The sequence below is a fragment of the Pseudomonas syringae group sp. J254-4 genome (genome assembly GCF_032586855.1).
In the GTDB taxonomy this organism is placed as follows: domain Bacteria; phylum Pseudomonadota; class Gammaproteobacteria; order Pseudomonadales; family Pseudomonadaceae; genus Aquipseudomonas; species Aquipseudomonas amygdali.
Genome location: NZ_JAWHOO010000001.1, coordinates 175,232 through 194,618, shown reverse-complemented (window position 1 = coordinate 194,618; position 19,387 = coordinate 175,232). Strand labels below are relative to the sequence as shown.

General features: G+C 60.4%; 18 protein-coding genes. 6 read left to right on the top strand and 12 right to left on the bottom strand.

Going from position 1 to position 19,387, the window contains the following annotated elements:
- Nucleotides 1–18 precede the first annotated feature (18 nt).
- A complete protein-coding gene (locus RYB09_RS00845; protein WP_316887463.1) occupies nt 19–1,494 on the top strand; it encodes an FGGY-family carbohydrate kinase in 1,476 nt (491 codons plus the stop codon).
- A 391-nt stretch (nt 1,495–1,885) separates the two neighbouring features.
- On the top strand, nt 1,886–3,508 hold the full coding sequence (locus RYB09_RS00840; protein ID WP_316887138.1) for a methyl-accepting chemotaxis protein: 1,623 nt from the start codon (nt 1,886–1,888) through the stop codon (nt 3,506–3,508).
- 143 nt (nt 3,509–3,651) lie between these two features.
- On the opposite strand, the gene RYB09_RS00835 is transcribed toward RYB09_RS00840, so the two are convergent.
- Nucleotides 3,652–3,987, bottom strand: coding sequence for an ArsR/SmtB family transcription factor (locus RYB09_RS00835; RefSeq protein WP_005779766.1), 336 nt, complete (start codon nt 3,985–3,987; stop codon nt 3,652–3,654).
- A 59-nt stretch (nt 3,988–4,046) separates the two neighbouring features.
- Between RYB09_RS00835 and RYB09_RS00830 the strand changes: the two genes are divergently transcribed.
- Nucleotides 4,047–5,138: an NADH:flavin oxidoreductase/NADH oxidase gene (locus RYB09_RS00830; RefSeq protein ID WP_316887137.1), complete on the top strand. Its 1,092-nt coding sequence runs from the start codon at nt 4,047–4,049 to the stop codon at nt 5,136–5,138.
- A 68-nt stretch (nt 5,139–5,206) separates the two neighbouring features.
- Here the strand turns inward: RYB09_RS00830 and RYB09_RS00825 are convergent, their stop codons facing one another.
- The 11 genes from RYB09_RS00825 to urtA form a co-directional block, all read right to left on the bottom strand.
- Complete coding sequence (locus RYB09_RS00825) at nt 5,207–6,064, bottom strand: urease accessory protein UreD (protein WP_316887136.1); 858 nt, start codon at nt 6,062–6,064, stop codon at nt 5,207–5,209.
- Entirely contained in the window at nt 6,061–6,723 is a 663-nt protein-coding gene (gene ureG, locus RYB09_RS00820; RefSeq protein WP_316887135.1) for an urease accessory protein UreG, read from the bottom strand. Before ureG ends, RYB09_RS00825 begins: the two co-directional genes overlap by 4 nt.
- A gap of 26 nt (nt 6,724–6,749) precedes the next feature.
- Complete coding sequence (gene ureC, locus RYB09_RS00815; RefSeq protein ID WP_316887134.1) at nt 6,750–8,462, bottom strand: urease subunit alpha; 1,713 nt, start codon at nt 8,460–8,462, stop codon at nt 6,750–6,752.
- A 3-nt stretch (nt 8,463–8,465) separates the two neighbouring features.
- Nucleotides 8,466–9,161: an urease subunit beta gene (locus tag RYB09_RS00810; protein ID WP_058400221.1), complete on the bottom strand. Its 696-nt coding sequence runs from the start codon at nt 9,159–9,161 to the stop codon at nt 8,466–8,468.
- A 27-nt stretch (nt 9,162–9,188) separates the two neighbouring features.
- The gene (locus RYB09_RS00805; RefSeq protein WP_316887133.1) at nt 9,189–9,920 is read right to left on the bottom strand and encodes an urease accessory protein UreF; all 732 of its coding nucleotides are present in this window, start codon (nt 9,918–9,920) and stop codon (nt 9,189–9,191) included.
- Entirely contained in the window at nt 9,917–10,357 is a 441-nt protein-coding gene (gene ureE / locus RYB09_RS00800; RefSeq protein ID WP_058400222.1) for an urease accessory protein UreE, read from the bottom strand. The genes RYB09_RS00805 and ureE overlap by 4 nt, the downstream gene beginning before the upstream one ends.
- Nucleotides 10,358–10,379: 22 nt before the next feature.
- Complete coding sequence (gene urtE, locus RYB09_RS00795) at nt 10,380–11,069, bottom strand: urea ABC transporter ATP-binding subunit UrtE (RefSeq protein ID WP_316887132.1); 690 nt, start codon at nt 11,067–11,069, stop codon at nt 10,380–10,382.
- 2 nt (nt 11,070–11,071) lie between these two features.
- A complete protein-coding gene (urtD, locus tag RYB09_RS00790) occupies nt 11,072–11,809 on the bottom strand; it encodes an urea ABC transporter ATP-binding protein UrtD (protein ID WP_005753678.1) in 738 nt (245 codons plus the stop codon).
- Nucleotides 11,806–12,948: an urea ABC transporter permease subunit UrtC gene (gene urtC, locus RYB09_RS00785; protein WP_057402228.1), complete on the bottom strand. Its 1,143-nt coding sequence runs from the start codon at nt 12,946–12,948 to the stop codon at nt 11,806–11,808. The genes urtD and urtC overlap by 4 nt, the downstream gene beginning before the upstream one ends.
- 1 nt (nt 12,949) lies before the next feature.
- Complete coding sequence (gene urtB, locus RYB09_RS00780) at nt 12,950–13,852, bottom strand: urea ABC transporter permease subunit UrtB (protein WP_058407591.1); 903 nt, start codon at nt 13,850–13,852, stop codon at nt 12,950–12,952.
- Nucleotides 13,853–13,918: 66 nt separating this feature from the next.
- Nucleotides 13,919–15,100 (bottom strand): urea ABC transporter substrate-binding protein, encoded by a 1,182-nt coding sequence (urtA, locus tag RYB09_RS00775; protein WP_058407590.1) that lies wholly within the window; start codon nt 15,098–15,100, stop codon nt 13,919–13,921.
- Nucleotides 15,101–15,842: 742 nt separating this feature from the next.
- Here urtA and RYB09_RS00770 point away from each other — a divergent pair.
- The 3 genes from RYB09_RS00770 (at nt 15,843) to RYB09_RS00760 (ending at nt 19,379) form a co-directional block, all read left to right on the top strand.
- Nucleotides 15,843–16,991 (top strand): transporter substrate-binding domain-containing protein, encoded by a 1,149-nt coding sequence (locus RYB09_RS00770; protein WP_011168900.1) that lies wholly within the window; start codon nt 15,843–15,845, stop codon nt 16,989–16,991.
- Nucleotides 16,988–17,620, top strand: coding sequence for an ANTAR domain-containing response regulator (locus RYB09_RS00765; RefSeq protein WP_122281693.1), 633 nt, complete (start codon nt 16,988–16,990; stop codon nt 17,618–17,620). Before RYB09_RS00770 ends, RYB09_RS00765 begins: the two co-directional genes overlap by 4 nt.
- 88 nt (nt 17,621–17,708) lie before the next feature.
- Nucleotides 17,709–19,379 carry an amidase gene (locus RYB09_RS00760; RefSeq protein ID WP_316887131.1) on the top strand — a complete coding sequence of 557 codons (1,671 nt, stop codon included), beginning with the start codon at nt 17,709–17,711 and terminating at the stop codon, nt 19,377–19,379.
- Nucleotides 19,380–19,387: the final 8 nt, after the last annotated feature.

The following is a 19,387-nucleotide window of genomic DNA, read 5'->3' as shown; positions in this document are numbered from 1 at the left end:
ATGTCGAGCAACCAGACCATGAATGAACACTCCCCGCTGATTCTGGCCATCGATGAAGGCACCAGCAATGCCAAGACCGTGCTGGTCAACGAACAGGGGCAAGTCGTCGCCCGTGGTTCACGGCCCTTGAGTATCAGCCACCCGCAAGCCGGTTATTCGGAGCAGGACCCATTGCTGATCTGGCAAGCCACGCTTGAGGCGATTGCAGACTGCATGACTGGTCTGCAGCGTCCGATCAGCGCACTGGCCATCAGCAATCAGCGCGAGTCGGTGGTGGCGTGGGACCGGACGAGCGGGGCACCCTTGTCGCCTTGCATCAGTTGGCAATGCCGTCGTTCCTTGCCGCTGTGCACCGAGCTGCATGCCCAGGGTCACGAAGCCATGATTCTGAGCAAAACCGGGTTGGCCCTCGACCCGATGTTCTCCGCTGGCAAAATGCGCTGGATTCTCGATCACCTGGACGACGGTCACGCTCGCGCGGCAGCAGGGGAAATCTGCCTGGGGACCATCGACAGCTGGTTGCTCTGGAAACTCAGCGCAGGCCAAGCTTTCGCGACTGACTATTCCAACGCGGCACGCACCCAGTTGTTCAACCTGCAGACCTGTGACTGGGATCCGCAATTGCTTGAGCTGTTTTCGATCCCTGCTGCTGCACTGGCCAGCATTCAGCCCAGTGCCGGTCTGTTTGCTCATACCGTGGCGGTCGGCGGGCTGGACGCCGGTATTCCGATTCTGTCGATGATCGGCGATTCGCATGCTGCGCTTTACGGGCAGGGCGGTTTTGCCCCCGGATTGGTCAAGGCGACCCTGGGCACCGGCTCTTCGCTGATGACGCCAATGGCCGGGCCTATCGCCTCCAGCCACGGTCTGTCGACGACACTGGCCTGGCATGATGGCGCAGCATCGACTTACGCAATGGAAGGCAACATCGTACACACCGGCGCAGCGGTGCAATGGGCCGCGCGACTGGTGGCCGGAGAATCCATGGATGCCCTGAGCGAACAGGCCACGCAATTGGCCGACAATGGCGGCGTGTACTTTGTACCGGCGCTGTCCGGACTGGGCGCGCCGCACTGGCAGGCTGACGCCCGCGGGCTGATCTGCGGCCTGACGGAGGGGGCTTCCGGCGCCCACATCATGCGCGCTGCGCTGGAGTCCATCGGTTATCAGATTCGCGATGTATTCGATGCGATGCAGGCTGACATCGGCACGCCGCTCAAAGAGCTTTGGGTGGATGGTGGGGCAACCCGCAATCGCTGGCTCATGCAGTTTCTGGCAGATCTGTTGCAATGCCCGGTGATCCGCAGCCTGTCGCCAGAAGTCTCGGCGCTGGGTGCCGCGCACCTGGCGGGCAAAGCCCTCGGCCTCTGGAATAACGTCGCCGACCTGCAAGCGCTGGAAAGACAGCGCGAACGCTTTGACCCCGTTCCCGGCAGGAATCTGCAGGGCTTGTACCTGGAATGGAAGGAAGCGCTGCGGCGGCTCGCATGTTGAGCGATTAGTATGACTTTTCCGAACTAACGGTGTACTTACCTTACCGGTACTCTCCGCTCAAAAGGCGCAAAAGAGTCATTGCACCACGCATGTCCAAACTTATATAGAAACTTAATGACGTTTTTCTAACGTCAATATGTTAGCGATTTATGGGTGGTTAATTTGAATGTTGGTCGTCATTTAAATTAATTTCTTTAGCCTTATCATCGGGTTGACTAAAGCAGCATGCCATTCATGCAGTGTGTTTAAAGCCGGACCCTAAAGTTACGGAAAGCACGGGCGACAATACGGATGTCGAAACGACATCACTCGCGCAGAATAGTTCCATTACCTCTGTCGACTAGGTAGCTCATCACCCTGCCACGGACAGGCACGGCTAAGGATTAACATCATGTTCAGCAAGCTCAGCATCTCGCAAAAGCTGTACTTCAGCTTCGTTGCTATAGTCGTTCTAATCGCCGTGCTGGTGTTCAGTGCCTACAGAGGCTTCGAGCAGGTTGAGGACGCTACCAATAGCAACGTCCATACCTACCAGGTACTCAGTGATGCACAACTGGCTCTTGAGCAACTGATTAACATCGAAACGGGTATGCGAGGCTTCGTCATCTCCTCGAAAGATGCGTTCCTCGAGCCGCAGGTAGCAGGTGAAAAGCGCTTTACCGACGAACTCGATTCGCTCAAGCGCCTGACCGCCGATAACCCGGAGCAACAGCGTCGTCTGGCCTCGCTGGGTGAAATTCAGAAGCGCTGGCTCGATGAAGATATCCATCCGATCATCGCTCTGCGCCGTGACCTGACCGCCCGCAACATGTCCGATGACGAGCTGGACAATCGCATCACCTCCGGTGCCGATAAGGCCAAGATGGACAGTATGCGCGCGGTGTTGGCTGAAATCAGCGCCACCGAGAATAAGCTTCTGGTGCAAAGAACCCAGAATATGCTGGACGCAAAGCATTTCGCTATCATGATTCTGATGTGTGGCGGCCTTGCGGCAGCGCTGCTCTCGGCTATCCTGGCCACCGCATTGGGGCGCAGCACTACAGCACGCCTGCAACTGGCCATCGATGCTGCAACGGCAATTGCCAATGGCAAGCTGGACACGGTAATCGACACCAGCAGCCACGACGAACTGCCGAAAGCGTTCGATCGCATGCAAAACCGCCTGCGTGAGATGATTCAACAGATCAGCCAGGCAGCCAATCAACTGGTAATCGCCGTGCAACAGATCTCCGGTGCTTCCGAGCAGCTTTCCGGTGCAATTCAGGAACAGTCGACGTCTGCGTCGATGATGGCGGCCACCATTGAAGAGCTGACCGTCAGCATCCACCACGTTTCCGAAAATGCCGATGAGGCGCATCAACTCGCCAGTCGTTCGGGTCAGCAGTCAAAGGATGGTGCGCAGGTCATCGAAAATACGCTGTCCAGCATGAACGGCATTGCCAAGACCGTGCAGCTGTCGTCAACACAGGTCGCAGGCCTGGGTCAGCACTCCGAGCACATTTCATCGATCATCAGCGTGATTCAAGGCATTGCCGACCAGACCAACCTGCTGGCGCTCAACGCGGCTATCGAAGCGGCTCGTGCCGGTGAGCAGGGTCGCGGCTTCGCAGTGGTTGCCGATGAAGTGCGCCTGCTGGCGCAGAACACTGGCAAGTCCACCAAGGAAATTGCCGGAATGATCGAGAAAATTCAGGCAGGCGTACGCGAAACGGTCGAGAGCATGCGCAGCGGTGTTCAGGAAGTGAATCAGGGTGTGGAGATGGCTGGCACGGCCGGTCAGGCTATCATCGAGATTCGCGACAGTTCGGGCAAGGTTCTGCAAGTGGTCGATCAGATATCCTTTGCACTGCGTGAGCAAACCGCAGCCAGCCAGGATGTGGCACGTAATGTCGAGCGTTCTGCGCAAATGGCCGAACAGAACAACATGTCGGTTCAGGAACTGCTCAAGACCAGCGGCGGGCTGAAAAACCTGGCCACCAGTCTGCAACAGGAAGTGGGGAAATTTAAGCTTTAAGACGGCCTGACAAGCGAGTCGGTAAATAGATTCGCAGCAGCAAAGAAACGCCCGGTATCAGGCACTTGACTGATACCGGGCGTTTTCGCATTCATGTAATGAAGTGGCAGCACAGGTGTGCTCAGGAATGACGCCTTGCTGCTTTACCGCTGCGCCAGAATACTTCCCAGCAACCCCGGAAAGCGGCTCTCCAGCACCTGCGTGCGCAACGAATTCATATGCGTGGTGCCGATGTTTCGCGTCTGCACAAGCCCTGCATCCCTTAAAACACGAAAGTGGTGGGACATGCTGGATTTCGGCCGGCCACCGTCCAGCTCACCGCAGGTGGCTTCGGCGACACCCGCAAGGTAGCGCACAATTTCCATGCGCACCGGGTCGCTCAAGGCGTAGAGCACGCGTTCGAGGGTGAGGTCTTCTGGATCAGGGTGTTGGAAGGTTCGCATGGTGCGAATGATATCAAGGCTTCCGTTGATTGCCATAGTTCGATTACCATCGAACAACTGAAATCAAAAGTCATCTGGCCTACGGGAGCTTTTCAATGTCTGCATTGTTCGAACCCTTCAAACTGAAAGACGTGACGCTGCGTAACCGAATCGCCATTCCTCCGATGTGCCAATACTCGGCAATCGACGGGGTAGTCAATGACTGGCACCACGTTCACCTCGCAAGCATGGCGCGTGGCGGTGCAGGTTTGCTGGTGGTTGAGGCCACCGCGGTTGCACCGGAAGGGCGCATCACCCCCGGTTGCACCGGTATCTGGAACGATGAGCAGGCGCAGGCGTTTGTGCCGATCGTCAAAGCCATCAAGGACGCAGGTTGCGTGCCGGGCATCCAGATCGCCCACGCAGGACGCAAGGCCAGTGCCAATCGTCCATGGGAAGGCGACGACCACATTGTCGCTTCCGATTCGCGCGGTTGGGACACCATCGCGCCTTCCGCCATTGCGTTCGGTGCCAACTTGCCAAAAGTCCCGCGCGCCATGACCCTGGAAGACATCGCCCGCGTTCGTCAGAACTTCGTCGATGCCGCCCGTCGTGCTCGTGATGCGGGCTTTGAGTGGATCGAACTGCACTTTGCCCACGGTTATCTGGGGCAGAGCTTCTTCTCCGAGCACTCCAACCAGCGCACCGATGCATACGGCGGCAGCTTCGATAACCGCAGCCGTTTCCTGCTTGAAACGCTGGCAGCGGTGCGTGAAGTCTGGCCGGAAAACCTGCCATTGACAGCACGCTTTGGCGTACTTGAGTACGACGGTCGTGACGAACAGACCCTCACCGAATCGATCGAACTGGCACGTCGCTTCAAGGCCGGTGGCCTGGACCTGTTGAGTGTCAGCGTCGGTTTCAGCACGCCAGACGCCAACATTCCGTGGGGGCCTGCGTTCATGGGGCCGATTGCCGAGCGTGTGCGCCGTGAAGCGGATATTCCGGTGACCAGCGCCTGGGGTTTTGGCGAGCCGAAACTGGCGGAGGACGCGGTTAAATCCGGTCAGCTTGACCTGGTTTCGATAGGCCGTGCGCATCTGGCCGACCCGCACTGGGCGTACTTCGCAGCGAAAGAGCTGGGTGTCGAAAAATCGGCCTGGACCCTGCCTGCGCCTTACGCTCACTGGCTTGAGCGTTATCGCTGAGCCAGTGTGACGACCGGGGCTGCATCACTCTGCATCAGCCCCGGTGCCACGATCGAACCCGCGCTGTTTCACTTGCGCCGCACCCGCGGCGCAATGCCGGTCAGTTGCTGGCGAGCGCACGCCCAGGCCAGGTGCAGGGCGCTGCGCAATGCCACGGCATCGGCGGTCATAATGCGCACAGATACGCCGCAATCATTCGGCAGCGCGCTGACGCCCAGATAGCTCTCTGGGACGACGCGCAATGCGTCGCGCAAGGCCCGTTTCACATCCTCTACAGGTAAACCCTGTCCTACCAGCATGAAGGTCGCCAAGGCCTGTAGCTCAGCGCTTACGCCTGGCAAACGCCGTTGCAGGTCTTCGCCGGTCAACGCCAGCCGATCACCGGCGAGCAGTTTTCCGGCCGGGCAGTAGATCTGCAGATCGGCGCGGTAGAAGCCGGGTAAGCCCTCGCTGCCTTGGGGCGTGTGCAGGCAGAAAGCGTCGCACAACGTGACCCGCGCATCGGGGTGCAAGGTCACATTTACCATGCTGTGCAGCTGCGTCTGCGGAAACAAAATGGTGGCCATCGGCAGGTACTCCAGCAGCGCGCCAGGTTCGGCGACCAGCATGACGGTCTGCCGTGCGGACCGTTCCAGCATGCTGTGCGCGACCGTCGCAGCGCCGGTGCTGACGTGCACCTGTGTGCCTGGCCCTGCGTGCAGTTGCAGGTGCAGCGTTTCCCCGGCAAACAGGCCGCCCGAGCAGGACTGCAGATAAATCGCCGCCATGCCGGGCGGGTCTTGCGGCAGTGTCAGGGTGCGCCCCAGGTGGAAGGGGTAGCCGACTTCCTGACGGGATACATAACTGGCCCCCGAAGGCGCTTTGCTGAAGGCAATATGCGCCGTGGTTTTGGCCTGGACGGGCAGTAACGTTTGATGGGCGTTCATGGGCGGTCGAACAATACGGCGCGGCTTATCGCGTCAACCACTGCGTCGACACCTTCACCGGTGCCGCAGTTGGTAAACAGAACGGGCCGGCCATTTCGCGCGTCCGCCGATTCGCGCCGCATGCGTGGCAGATCAACGCCCACATAAGGCGCCAGGTCATATTTGTTGACCACCAGCAGGTCACAGCTCAATACGCCGGGGCCACGTTTGCGCGGTATGTCGTCACCGCCCGCGACGTCGATGACGAAGATCCAGTAGTCCACCAGGTCCAGCGAAAAGGTCGAGGCCAGGTTGTCGCCGCCTGACTCGATCAGCACCAGGTCGAGATTGCCGAAACGTGCTTCCAGCTCGTCAGCCATTTGCAGGTTGAGGGTTGGGTCTTCGCGAATGGCGGTGTGCGGACAGGCACCGGTTTCCACTGCGCGCACCCGTTGCGGGTCGATAAGGCCACTGCGCTGCACGCGCTCGGCATCCTCGCGAGTGGCCAGGTCATTGGTGATGATCGCAAGCTCGATGCCACGCGCGATAAAACGTGGAATCAGTTGTTCCAGCAAACGGGTTTTGCCCGAGCCTACCGGGCCGCCGATTCCGACGCGCGCAGCGCCGGGGTGAGGCTGGACATTGGTGTGCGTGGCGGGTGCATTCAAGGGCAGGCTCATCGTCGGGTTTCCTGTGTGGTCGAGGTTCAGCGCAGCATGTAGCGCTGCGCGAGGGGCACTTCGCTGACCGGTTCGCAGTAAAGACGCTCGCCGTCGGCATACACGTCGAAGGTCTGTGGGTCGACGCGGATGTCCGGGCAGGCATCGTTGTGCAACATGTCGGACTTGCGCAGGGTGCGCGTGCCGAACGCGGGCAGCAGTTGCTTCTTGAGCCCCAGCCGTGTAGCGGTGTCGGCCTCGACGGCGAGGCGGTTGACGAAGTTGACCGACAGCGCCTGTTTCGCCTCGCCAAATGTCCCCCATTGCGGACGCATCACCAAGGGCTCGCAGGTGTACAGCGAGGCGGCGGAATCACCCATCACGGCGTGCACGATGAAGCCGCCCTTGACCACCAGCTCCGGCTTGATGCCGAAGAAGGCCGGCCGCCAGAGCACCAGGTCGGCCAGCTTGCCGGGCTCCAGAGAGCCGATGTAGCTGTCGATGCCGAATACCCGCGCGGCGTTGATGGTGTATTTGGCGATGTAGCGTTTGATTCGCTCGTTGTCGCCCAGTGCTGTGGTTTCTTCCGGCAGGCGGCCGCGTTGGTCTTTCATTTTCGACGCCAGTTGCCAGGTGCGGCAGATCACCTCGTTGATGCGCCCCATGCCCTGGCTGTCAGAGCCGAGAATCGAAATGGCGCCAGTGTCGTGAAGAATGTCTTCAGCGGCGATGGTTTGTGGCCGTACCCGCGATTCGGCGAATGCCACGTCTTCCGGTACGTCCGGATTGAGATGGTGGCAGACCATGATCATGTCCAGGTGTTCGTCGAACGTGTTCACCGTGTAAGGGTTGGTCGGGTTGGTGGAGGAGGGTATGCAGTTGCTTTTACCCGCCACACTGATGATGTCCGGGGCGTGTCCGCCGCCTGCGCCTTCTGTGTGGTACATGTGGATGGTGCGGTCGCCGATGGCCGCCAGTGTGTCTTCGAGAAACCCGGATTCATTCAGCGTGTCGGTGTGCAACTGGACCTGAAAATCGTATTCGTCGGCGACCTTCAGGCAGGTGTCGATCACCGCAGGCATGGCACCCCAGTCTTCATGGATCTTCAACCCCAGACAGCCACCGCGCAGTTGCCCGAGCAGCGACTCGGGCTTGCTTGAATTACCGCGCCCCAGAAAGCCGAAGTTGATCGGCCATGCTTCGGCGGCCTGTAACATCTTGCCGACATTCCATTCCCCGCCACAGTCGATGCCGACCGTGATCGGTCCCAGTGAACCGCCGATCAGGGTAGTCAGGCCCGCCGCCAGCGCGTGGTCGCAGAGTTGCGCCGAGTCGAAATGCACATGCACGTCGATACCGCCGGGGGTAACGATCAGGCCCTCGGCATCGCGCACGGTAGTAGCGACGCCGCAGATCAGTTGTGGGTGTACGCCGTCCATGATCTGCGGATTGCCTGCCTTGCCAATCGCGACGATCTTGCCGTCCTTGATGCCGATGTCGCCTTTGACGATACCGATCACCGGGTCGATGATCAGCGCGTTGCAGATCAGCATGTCCAGGGCACCGTCGGCGCTGTCATGACCGGGCATCAGGCCCATGCCGTCGCGCAGGGTCTTGCCGCCGCCGTGCAGGCACTCGTCGCCGGGCACCGAGTAGTCGAATTCGACTTCAGCCAGCAACGAGGTGTCGCCCAGGCGCACTGCATCGCCTGTAGTGGGGCCGTACATGGCCGCGTATTCCTTGCGGGTCATCGTCGCCATGCTTCAGGCTCCCTTGAAATGTTGGGCGCGGGCACGCTCCAGCGCTGTCTGTTTGCAGGCCGGGTCGTGCAGGTTGCCATTGGTCAGGCCGCTGAAGCCGTGAATGTCACCAGTACCGCCGAACTGCACCAGTTGCACTTCGCGCAGCTCGCCCGGTTCGAAACGCACCGCCGTGCCTGCGGGAATGTCCAGGTGCATGCCGAAGGCCGTTTCGCGCGGAAAATCCAGCGCTTTGTTGACCTCGAAGAAATGGTAGTGACTGCCGATCTGCACCGGCCTGTCACCCGTATTGATCGCGCGCAGGGTCGCGGTCGGTCGGCCGCTATTGAGCTGGATGTCGCTGTCCGGCGAGAGTATCTCGCCAGGTGTCGGCATGAGCGTAAGCGGCAGTTTGCCCGGCCTGATGGGCTGGTGCACGGTGACCAGCTTGGTGCCGTCCGGGAAGGTGCCTTCCACTTGCAGCACGGGCAGCAGGTCGGCGACGCCTGGCATCACATCATCGGTATTGAGAATGGTCGAGCCGAACCCGATCAGCTCGGCAACACTTCGGCCTTCGCGTGCGCCTTCAAGAATCTCGTCGGCAATCAGGGCCGAGGCTTCCGGAAAATTCAGGCGCAGGCCCTTGCTGCGGCGTTTGCGTGACAGTTCGGCGGCGGTGTATAGCGTCAGTCGTTCAAGCTCGGTGGGGGTCAGCAGCATGACAGGGCTCCCGGTAGGGTGGCTGGCTCAATTGGCAAACAGGCGCAGGTCCTGGGTTTCGTGGCGCATCACGGCGATTTCGGCCATGGGCGTGAAACCACAGGCGTCGTCCGGGGCAGGCGGCTCCATTGCGAGCAGGTCGGTGATCAGCGGCTGGATATCGGTCAGTACCCGTTGCCCATCGATATGGCCAATGACCCCCAGGCGCACGGCGGCGCTGACCAGCCCGGTACACAAGCCGTGCGCCGCCGCCAGCTGGCAGTGATCGCGCTGCATGCCCAGACGGTTCCAGAGCAAGCCCTGTACAACCGGCAAATGCCCCTGCGCGTGACCCGCCAGAACCTGCTGTTGATAAGCCGCCGCATCCTGCGTGCCCAACGCGACGTGCACGGCCAGCAATGCCTGGCCTACACGCCGTGAGCCCTGACGCAGTTCCTCGGCGAGGGTCAAGGCTTCGATCTGCGCGTCCATGGCTATCAACGCAGTCTGGTCATCGGCCGTGCGCCATGCAGCAAGTAGAAATACCCGGTCAAAACTGTTCCAGCGGTGGCGCAACTGGCCTTCGACAAAGCCGTGCACCTCGGCACTGCGGTTAAGGCGAACGGTTCGCTGTCGGCGGCGCGGCGCGACAACTTCGCCATTGCCGAGATACCCGTCAGCCAGCAGGGTTTCTAGGCCCCACGACCATGCCACCGCGCCACCGGGAAAGAAGCTGTCGGCCTGTTGCAGGGCCAGCAGCAGGCTGCTCATGGCGTTCATGCGCATCGCACCCGGCCGTCCGCAAGCATGGGGGCCAGACGTTCAAGGTAGTCGGCTTGCGGGCCATTGAGCGGTATTTGCAGGATGTCACCGGCAAAGCGCACTGCCCAATGCATGTTGCCGGCGAAATAACCCAGCTCAAGCGCCGCCGCTGCGTCCCTTGGCAATAGTTCGAGGTATTCCTGATCCTGCATCTGCACGACGATGGCGCGTTGACTGTCGAGCATCAGCACCGAGCCGTTGCGCAGCTGCTGGTGACGCTCAAGGCGAATGGCGCAGTCGGTGCCCCGATCACTGGCCAGGCGCAGGCGATGGCGCTGAATGTCACTGCCGGACAGGCTCAGGGTTTCGACCTGGCCGGCGTGGCTCAGGTCATGCAGGCGGTCGGCAAGGGCAGGATCGCTGGCCTGGCCCAGAATGCGGTCGAGTATCAGCATGGCGATGGCTCCTGTGCTCTGTTCAGATGGTCAGGTAGCGCAGGATGCGCTCGCGGTCGACGGTTTCGCGGACTTCGCTATGAACGAATTCGCCTTTCTCGATGATCAGATAGCGGTCAGCCACGGCCATGGCGAACGACAGCACCTGCTCGGAAACAATCAGCGAAAATCCGCGCTCCTTTTTCAGCAGATTGAGTGCCTTGGCGATGTCCTTGATGATCGAGGGCTGGATGCCTTCGGTGGGTTCATCGAGGATCAACACCTTGGGATTGGAGACCAATGCCCGCGCGATGGCCAGCTGTTGCTGCTGGCCGCCAGAGAGGTTGCCGCCCTTGCGCCGACGCATCTCGAACAGCACCGGAAAGTATTCGTAGACGTAGTCGGGGATCGGCGTAGCGGGCGCGCCCTGCATGCCGCTGAGGATATTTTCCTCGACGCTCAGGTAGGGGAAGATCATCCGCCCCTGCGGCACGAAACCGACCCCGGCTGCAACCCGCTCATAGCTCTTGCTGCCAGTCAGTTCCTGCCCGGCCAGGGTGATGCTGCCGCTGCGGGTCGGCAGCATGCCCACCAGGCTTCTCAGCAGCGTGGTCTTGCCCATGCCGTTACGGCCCATGATCGCCAGCGACTCGCTCGGTGCAAGCTCCAGGCTAAGGTCGCGCAGCACATGGCTGTCGCCGTAATACACATTGAGGTGAGAGACATTCAGCATGTTCAGTGCCCCAGGTAGACGTCGATGACGCGAGGATCGTTCTGTACCTGATCCATCGAGCCGTAGGCCAGGGTCTTGCCCTGATGCAGGACGGTGACCTTGTCGGCCACCGATTTCACGAACTCCATGTCGTGCTCGATGATGACCATTGCCCGGCCCTTGGCGATGAGCTTGAGCAGGCCAGCGGTTTTCTCCCGCTCGCCAGCGCTCATGCCGGCCACGGGCTCATCGAGCAGGAGCAGTTCCGGGCGCTGCATCAACAACATGCCGATCTCCAGCCACTGCTTCTGGCCGTGAGACAGCAACCCGGCCTTGCGCCCCAGTTGGTCCTTGAGAAAGATCATCTCGGCGGTCTGTTCGATTTCGGCGCTCAGCGCTGCATTCCTTCCAGCGAACAGGCAGTTGAAGATGCCGCGCTTGTCCGGCGAGGAAATGTCGAGGTTTTCGCGCACGGTGAGGTCTTCGTACACCGACGGGTTCTGAAACTTGCGGCCCACGCCTGCGCGAGTGATCTGGTACTCGATCATGTTCGCCAGTTGCAGGTCCTTGAAGCGGATGCTGCCTGCGCTCGGGCGGGTCTTGCCGCAGATCATGTCGAGCAGGGTGGTCTTGCCCGCGCCGTTGGGGCCGATCACCACATGCACCTGATTTTCCTCGACATAGAAGTTGAGGTTATCGACCGCCTTGAAGCCATCGAACGACACGGTCAGGTCTTCGACACTCAGTAACATTGCGCTCATGACTGCGCCTCCTTGTTGCTCAGGCGTTGCAACAGCCCGGCGAGGCCGGTCGGCAGGAACAGCACCACCGCCATGAACAGAAAGCCGATGAAGTATTGCCAGAAGCTGACGAAGTTCTCCGACAGGTAAGTCTTGGCTGCACCGATCAGCAGCGTTCCGTATACCGCGCCGACCAGTGAAAGGCGACCGCCCAGCGCGGCATAGATCACTATTTCCGTGGACGGAATGATGCCCACCAGCGATGGCGACGCCAGCCCAACCTGCAGGGTGAACATCACGCCGCCCAGCGCTGAAATAAGGGCCGCCACGGCAAAGATGAAGGCCTTGAACAACGCAGTGTTGTAGCCGGAAAAACGCACCCGGTCTTCGCGGTCACGGATCGCCACGACGACCTTGCCCAGGCGGCTGCGCAGAATGAAACCGCACATTGCCACACTGGCCAGCAGCAACAGCGTGGTGATCAGGTAGAGAATCCAGGGCGTCTGAGGGGCTTGCAGGCTCATGCCGAAGGCGGTCTTGAAGTCGGTCAGACCGTTGACACCGCCGGTGTAGCCCTGCTGGCCGATGATCATGATCGACATGATCGAGGCCAGTGACAGGGTAATGATCGAGAAGTACACGCCACCGACGCGCTTCTTGAAATAGGCATAGCTGAACAGAAACGCCAGCAGCGCAGGCAGGATCAGGATCGCTGCGAGGGTGAAGGTGGCTGATTCGAACGGTTTCCACCACCAGGGCAGGGCTTCGACGCTGTTCCAGATCATGAAGTCCGGCAGCGCCGAGCCGTAGAAAGCGGCGAGGGCGCTGGCGGCTTCGTCCGTGGCAGTGGCTTCCAGTTTCAGGTACATCGCCATCATGTAACTGCCCAGGCCGAAGAAGATCCCCTGGCCGAGGCTGAGAATGCCGCCGTAGCCCCAGATCATCACCATGCCCACGGCGCAGAACGCCAGGCTCAGGTATTTGCCCGCCAGCCCCAGACGGAAATCGCCCAGCAGTAGCGGCAATACCACCAACAACAGCAGTGATAGCCAGATCAGGCTGTAACGCTCGATCAGCGACAACCAGCCACCACTCAGCCAGTCTGGTCGGGCTGCTTTGACCGGCGTCCCGGCCAGTGGCTTTTCAGTCATGTTGTTCATCTCAACGTCTCACTTTCGTGGCGAACAGGCCGTTGGGGCGGAAAAACAGCAGCACGATGACCACCAGCAGGGTGATCGCCTTGGCCATGGAGCCGGTGGTGAGGTATTCCAGCGAGATCTGCGTCTGGCCGATGGCGAACGCCGAGAGAAAGGTGCCGAGCAGGCTTTCGACGCCGCCGAACACCACCACGATGAAGGTATCCACCAGATACTGCTGGCCACTCACCGGGCCGGTGGAGGCGAGCATGGTGAATGAACTCCCGGCAATTCCCGCCAGGCCGCAGCCCAGCGCAAACGTCACCGAATCGACCCGCGCAGTGTTGATTCCGGCCGCTCCGGCCATCGCGCGGTTCTGGGTCACTGCACGAATGCGCAGGCCCCAGCGGCTGCGGTAGAGGAACAGAAATACCGCTGCGGCAATCACGAACGTCAGGCCGATGATGAAAATGCGGTTGAGCGGCAACTCCAGCCCTTCGCTGATTTTCCACGCACCCTGCAGCCATTGCACGGTAGGTACGCTGACTTCCTTGGGGCCGAACACCTGACGGAACAGTTGCTGCAGCACCAGCGACAGTCCCCAGGTTGCCAGCAATGTGTCCAGTGGCCGGTTGTACATGAAGCGGATAAAGCAGCGTTCCAGCAGTAGACCGAAGGCGAAGGTCACCACAAAGGCCATTCCGATGCCGATGATGAAATACCAGCCCATGAACTCTGGGAAGTAGCGCTGAAACACCACGGAGGTGACGTAGGTCATGTATGAGCCCATCGCCATCAGTTCACCGTGGGCCATGTTGATCACGCCCATCAGGCCGAACACGATGGTCAGCCCGAGTGCCATCAGCACCAGCACGGAAAACAGCGAGAACCCGCTGAAGACTTGCATTACCAGCGTATCGAGAGTCATGCCGTCGCTACCTGTTGCTGCACATTGACGAAAGCGGGCGTGAAGCGGATCGCGCCCGGCCCGGTATCAGAGTTTCGGAAACGGGTTGGGCTCGATCGGTGCGGACTCATAGATCACGTCCACCTGGCCCTGCGCGTTGAGCGTGCCGATGCGTGCACGTTTCCACAGGTGGTGGTTGTCCTTGTGCACCTTGATCTCGCCTTCGGGCGCATCGAGGGTCAGTTCCGAGGAGGCGGCGATTACTTTCGGCACGTCGAAGCTACCGGCTTTCTCGACGGCCTTTTTCCACAGGTACACCGCGGTATACGCCGCAGCCATCGGGTCACCGACGACGCGCTGCTGCCCATAGCGTGTTTTGAACGCCTGGACGAACTTCTCGTTGACCGGGTTTTTCAGGCTCTGGAAGTAGCTCATGCAGGTCAGGAAACCGACGAGGTTTTCCGCGCCGATGCCGGTGACTTCCTCTTCAGTGATCGCAAGGCCCATCAGCGTCTGGTTGCTGCTGTCGATACCGGCAGCCTTGAGCTGTTTGTAAAACGCCACGTTCGAGCCGCCGACGATGGTCGACAGCACGATGTCCGGCTTGGCCACCTTGATCTTGTTGATCACCGAGGAAAATTCGATAGCGCCCAGCGGCAGGTAGTCTTCGCCGACGATGGAGCCGCCCTGTTTGGTGACCGATGCCCGCGCCAGTTTGTTGGTAGTGCGTGGCCAGATGTAGTCGGAGCCGACCAGATAGACGCTTTTGCCCTTGTTGGCCATCAGCCAGGTGACGGCTGCCAGGGTCTGCTGCGAGGCCTCGGCGCCGGTGTAGATAATGGCCGGGGATTTTTCCAGCCCTTCATAGAAGGTCGGGTAGTAGAGCAGGCCCTTGTTGCGCTCGAAGACCGGCAGCACCGCTTTGCGCGACGCCGAGGTGAACGCGCCAAAGGTTACCGCAACGTGGTCGTTTTCCAGCAGCTTGCGGGCTTTCTCGGCAAAGGTTGGCCAGTCGCTGGCACCATCTTCAACGATCGGTTCGATGGTTTTGCCCATCACGCCGCCACTGGCGTTGATCTCTTCGATGGCGAGCTTTTCGGCGTCGACCACCGAGGCCTCACTGATGGCCATGGTGCCGGTCAGCGAGTGGATGATGCCGACTTTCACAGTCTCGTCCGCCTGCGCCTGACCGATCAGGGAAAACGGCAGCAGGCTGATCGCACCCAGCAACAGAGCATGCTTGATCAAACGGCGTTTGTCGTTGTGCATTCACTTTTCTCCCAGGAATAAAAAAAGCCCGACATCCCGGCCAAATCAATGGGCGGGATGTCAGGCTTCTGTGCCGAATCTGGCGGGACAAACTGTGTCCGATCCAGTCGTACGCGAGGTGTCTCCCTACTTGCCAAGGGGGCGTAGGGCAGACAGCTGGCGCGATGTCTCAGGGGGAACATAGCAAGGGCAATGCCAAGTGCCGAAACGGCAGTTTGCACGGGTTTTGAAACCGTGTGGCAGAGCATCCCTGCATTAATTGCACGAACAAACCGGCATGCGCCGCTTTGGCGCGAACGGGTCTCTTGCGCACCAAAAACGTGAGGCTACGGACGTTTTTCTGGGAAATTCGCACAGCTTTTGTGGGAGCGAACTTGTTCGCGAAAGCTATGTTTTGAGCGACAGACCCCCTGCGAATGTACGCCTGTTTCTGCCAGCAAATGCCTGTTACCAAGGGAACGCCCCGGCCAGCAGACACACGAGTCATCAACACCCACGCAGCACCTATGGCCCGCTACCTGCATAAGCCTGATCAACACCCTCGCAGGGTCTCTTGCCACACGCCCACTCTCGGCAGGTGTGGAAGGTCCCTCGCACGACTGGTCCTGACACTGCCGTCACGCCAGCCCCAGGCACAACCGCCTGAGAGCCACCGTTGAATCCACGGTTATTCGCTCAGTCTTCTTTCAGGCTCCCGGCCAGGTTCGGGCGTCTCACCTCACGTTGAACAAGGTTCATAGACATGGTTGACCCGTCGATCCGCATAGGAGGTCTGTTTTCCAATACCGGCGTTACTGCTGCCGGTGAGTGTTCAACAATGCGCGGCGCACAGTTTGCAATCCATCAGATCAACGCGGCAGGAGGCGTGAATGGCCGTCCTCTGGAACTGATTACCCGTAACCCGGATTCAACGCCTGCGTTGTTTGCCATGCACGTTGAATCGCTGATTCGTGAAGAGAACCTGCGGTTTTTCTTCGGTTGCTACACCTCGGCGGCGCGCAAGGCAGTATTGCCCGTCGTCGAACGGTACAACGCGTTGCTGCTCTATCCGGTTTACTACGAGGGCTTCGAGTATTCGCGCAACATCATTTACACCGGTGCCACGCCGAACCATAACGCCGTGCCATTGGGCAGTTACATGTTCGACCACTTCGGCAGTCGCGTGCTGATGATCGGCTCCGAGTACGTCTACCCTTACGAAACCAATCGGCTGATGAGCGACCTGCTCTACGAGCGCGGAGGCAGCAAGCTGGGCGAGTACTACCTGCCATTGAAAAATGCCAGGCCAGAGGACTTCGCCAGGCTCATGGTCAAGGCCCGGGAACTGAAACCCTCGTTCATCTTTTCCACAGTGGTCGGTGACACCATGGCGCACCTGTACCAGGCCTACGCCGACGCCGGTTTCGACCCGGCGGTCATGCCGATTGCCAGTGTCACCACCAGCGAAACCGACATTCAGCAGATGGGTGTGCATCTGGGCACCGGGCACATTTCGGCAGCCACTTACTTCCAGTCGATCGACACGCCGCTCAATCGTCAGTGCATTGCGCAATACCGGGAGATGTTCGGCCAGCATCAGGTGACCGACCGCTGCTGGGAAGCCGCTTATTTTCAGGTCCATCTGCTGGCCAAGGCGATAGCCCGCGCAGGCAGCACGGAGGTAGAGGACGTCTTGCAAACCATGCGCGGTCTGGAATACGACGCGCCTCAGGGACGGGTGCGCATCGATGAGCACAATCACCATACCTACCTGTACTCGCGGATCGGCCGTGCCAATGGCGACGGGCAGTTCGACATCCTTTACCAAAGTCAGAAAGCGCTGAAGCCCGATCCTTATGCCGTTGCGCCTGACTTCAACGGCTGGTCCAGCCTGACCGGGAGGCGTCCATGACCCTGCGTGCCGCCAAGAAACGTTTGCGCAACGACAGCGCAGGCGGCATCAAGGACCTGCGCGACATCAGCGTGCTGGTGATGCACCCCGATGATGAAGACGGTCGCAACCTGATCGCCCAGTTGCAGCGTATTGGTTGCCAGGTACGCGTGCAGTGGCCGATCCCCGAACGGTTGCAGAGTGAGGCTGACGTGATCGTGCTGGCGGTGTCGCCGGAAAGCCTGTCGACCAACACGCCCTGGCTGCTGCACAACTCGACGCCGCCGATCATTCCGGTGATCGCCTATGAAAACCCGATCATTGTCGAGGCGCTGGTGCAGCTCAATGCCTGTTCGGTGATTCCCTCGCCGGTCAGGTCTTTCGGCCTGCTGACGGCGCTGGCCATCACCCTCAGCCAGGCACGCAAAACACGGGAACGGGAAAAACACGTCAAGCGCCTGGAAGGGCGCATGGCGGTGATGCGTACCGTGCAGCAGGCAAAAATCATCCTGATGGAAACCAAGGGTATGTCTGAAATAGACGCTTACAACGCGCTGCGGGATCAGGCGATGGCCAAGCGTGAACCCGTGGAGAAAATCGCCGAGGCGCTGGTCAAGGCCCACGAACTGTTTCAACAAGCCTGTTCCTGACAGGCTGCAGACTCGCTTCGAGTGTCGGGCCTCATCGGTCTGATCCTCTTCTGCGCGGACGCTTGCCATACGCCCTGAACCGGCAGGTATGGAACACCGCGTGGCGACCGGCATGGACAACGGCGTCCTCCGGATCGAGCCCATGCCTGCGCATCCTGCGCAGGCGGCTCCAGTCAGTGTCTGCCCGATCCCGGGCGGCCCTTACCGTTATCTGGAGAACACCATGTCCGTAAAACGCCCCGACAAAGCCGACTTTCTGATTGCCGCCCAGGATCACGGGTACGACCTGTCAGACAGCCAGATGGCATCGTTCCTGAGTCTTGCTGACGAAACCCTGGGCTCCTACGAAGCCATTGATGCGTTGTACGCCGCTCACGTTGCGCAGCCCACGCCGCTGCGCGAGCACAGCAAACCGACAGAGGCCGAAAACCTGCATGGCGCCTGGTACGTGAAGACGCACATTGCCGGTGCGGCGAGCGGCCCATTGGCGGGCAGAACGGTGGTCATCAAGGACAACGTCTCAGTGGCCGGCGTTCCGATGGCCAACGGCTCGCTGAGCCTTGATGGTTACGTGCCGTCCGAAGATGCCACGGTGGTCAAACGCTTGTTGGCCGCAGGCGCGACGGTGGTCGGCAAGTCAGTCTGTGAAGACTTGTGTTTCTCCGGAGCCAGTTTTACCTCGGCCACCGGTGCGGTAAAAAACCCGTGGGACCTGACCCGCAACGCAGGCGGCTCCTCCAGCGGCAGCGCCGTGCTGGTCGCCTTGCAGGAAGTGGACATGGCCATCGGCGGCGACCAAGGCGGGTCGATCCGCATGCCGTCGGCCTGGAGCGGCATCGTCGGGCACAAGCCGACCTACAGTCTTGTGCCTTATACCGGGGCTTTTCCGATTGAGCGGACCATCGACCATGTCGGTCCGATGGCCAATAACGTGCGCGACTGCGCGGTCATGCTCGACGTAATCGCCGGGGCCGACGGGCTTGATTCAAGGCAGAAAAACCCGCCAGCGGTCAGTTGTGTCGCGACCCTCGATCAGGGCGTTGCCGGCTTGAAAGTCGGCCTGCTGCGCGAAGGTTTTGCGATTCCCGGCATGTCCGAACCGCAGGTCGACGCGCTGGTTCGCGCCGCAGTGGCACAGCTGGAAAGCCTTGGTGCGACGGTCGGAGAGGCAAGCGCTCCGTGGCACCGCGGTGTGGCGCTGGACATGTGGAATGTCATCGCCACCGATGGTGCGGCGTACCAGATGCTGCAAGGCAACGGCTATGGCATGAATGTCGACGGCTATTACGACCCCGAGATCATGAGCTACTTCGGTGCCAGGCGTCGTGAGCATGCCAACGCATTGTCCAGCAGCGTGCGTGCCGTGGCACTTACCGGGCATTACAGCCTGAAAAACCTGCACGGTGCCTACTACGCCAAGGCGCGGATGCTGGTGCCGGAACTCACCCGTCAATACGACGAAGCATTCAAGGATTTTGACGTACTGGTGATGCCGACCATGCCGTTTGTAGCCACCACGCTGACCGCCGCCGATGCGCCGATTGAAGAGTACGTGCACAGCGCACTGAACATGCTCGCCAATACCGCGCCGTTCGACCTGACCGGCCACCCGGCCACGTCAATCCCGGCAGGCCTGGCCGAGGGCCTGCCGGTTGCCATGATGATTGTCGCGCCGCGCTTCAAGGATGCCCTGGCGTTGCGTGTCGCGCAGGCTTATGAAACCGCCCGCGGAGTGTTTCCCAGGCCGCCGCGTGCTTGAATTCGCAC

Bases quoted from the DNA above. Each gene is read 5' to 3' on its own strand.
- RYB09_RS00845 (WP_316887463.1), top strand. From the start codon at position 19: ATGAATGAACACTCCCCGCTGATTCTGGCCATCGATGAAGGCACCAGC.
- RYB09_RS00840 (WP_316887138.1), top strand. From the start codon at position 1,886: ATGTTCAGCAAGCTCAGCATCTCGCAAAAGCTGTACTTCAGCTTCGTT.
- RYB09_RS00835 (WP_005779766.1), bottom strand. From the start codon at position 3,987: ATGGCAATCAACGGAAGCCTTGATATCATTCGCACCATGCGAACCTTC.
- RYB09_RS00830 (WP_316887137.1), top strand. From the start codon at position 4,047: ATGTCTGCATTGTTCGAACCCTTCAAACTGAAAGACGTGACGCTGCGT.
- RYB09_RS00825 (WP_316887136.1), bottom strand. From the start codon at position 6,064: ATGAACGCCCATCAAACGTTACTGCCCGTCCAGGCCAAAACCACGGCG.
- ureG (WP_316887135.1), bottom strand. From the start codon at position 6,723: ATGAGCCTGCCCTTGAATGCACCCGCCACGCACACCAATGTCCAGCCT.
- ureC (WP_316887134.1), bottom strand. From the start codon at position 8,462: ATGGCGACGATGACCCGCAAGGAATACGCGGCCATGTACGGCCCCACT.
- RYB09_RS00810 (WP_058400221.1), bottom strand. From the start codon at position 9,161: ATGCTGCTGACCCCCACCGAGCTTGAACGACTGACGCTATACACCGCC.
- RYB09_RS00805 (WP_316887133.1), bottom strand. From the start codon at position 9,920: ATGAACGCCATGAGCAGCCTGCTGCTGGCCCTGCAACAGGCCGACAGC.
- ureE (WP_058400222.1), bottom strand. From the start codon at position 10,357: ATGCTGATACTCGACCGCATTCTGGGCCAGGCCAGCGATCCTGCCCTT.
- urtE (WP_316887132.1), bottom strand. From the start codon at position 11,069: ATGCTGAATGTCTCTCACCTCAATGTGTATTACGGCGACAGCCATGTG.
- urtD (WP_005753678.1), bottom strand. From the start codon at position 11,809: ATGAGCGCAATGTTACTGAGTGTCGAAGACCTGACCGTGTCGTTCGAT.
- urtC (WP_057402228.1), bottom strand. From the start codon at position 12,948: ATGAACAACATGACTGAAAAGCCACTGGCCGGGACGCCGGTCAAAGCA.
- urtB (WP_058407591.1), bottom strand. From the start codon at position 13,852: ATGACTCTCGATACGCTGGTAATGCAAGTCTTCAGCGGGTTCTCGCTG.
- urtA (WP_058407590.1), bottom strand. From the start codon at position 15,100: ATGCACAACGACAAACGCCGTTTGATCAAGCATGCTCTGTTGCTGGGT.
- RYB09_RS00770 (WP_011168900.1), top strand. From the start codon at position 15,843: ATGGTTGACCCGTCGATCCGCATAGGAGGTCTGTTTTCCAATACCGGC.
- RYB09_RS00765 (WP_122281693.1), top strand. From the start codon at position 16,988: ATGACCCTGCGTGCCGCCAAGAAACGTTTGCGCAACGACAGCGCAGGC.
- RYB09_RS00760 (WP_316887131.1), top strand. From the start codon at position 17,709: ATGGAACACCGCGTGGCGACCGGCATGGACAACGGCGTCCTCCGGATC.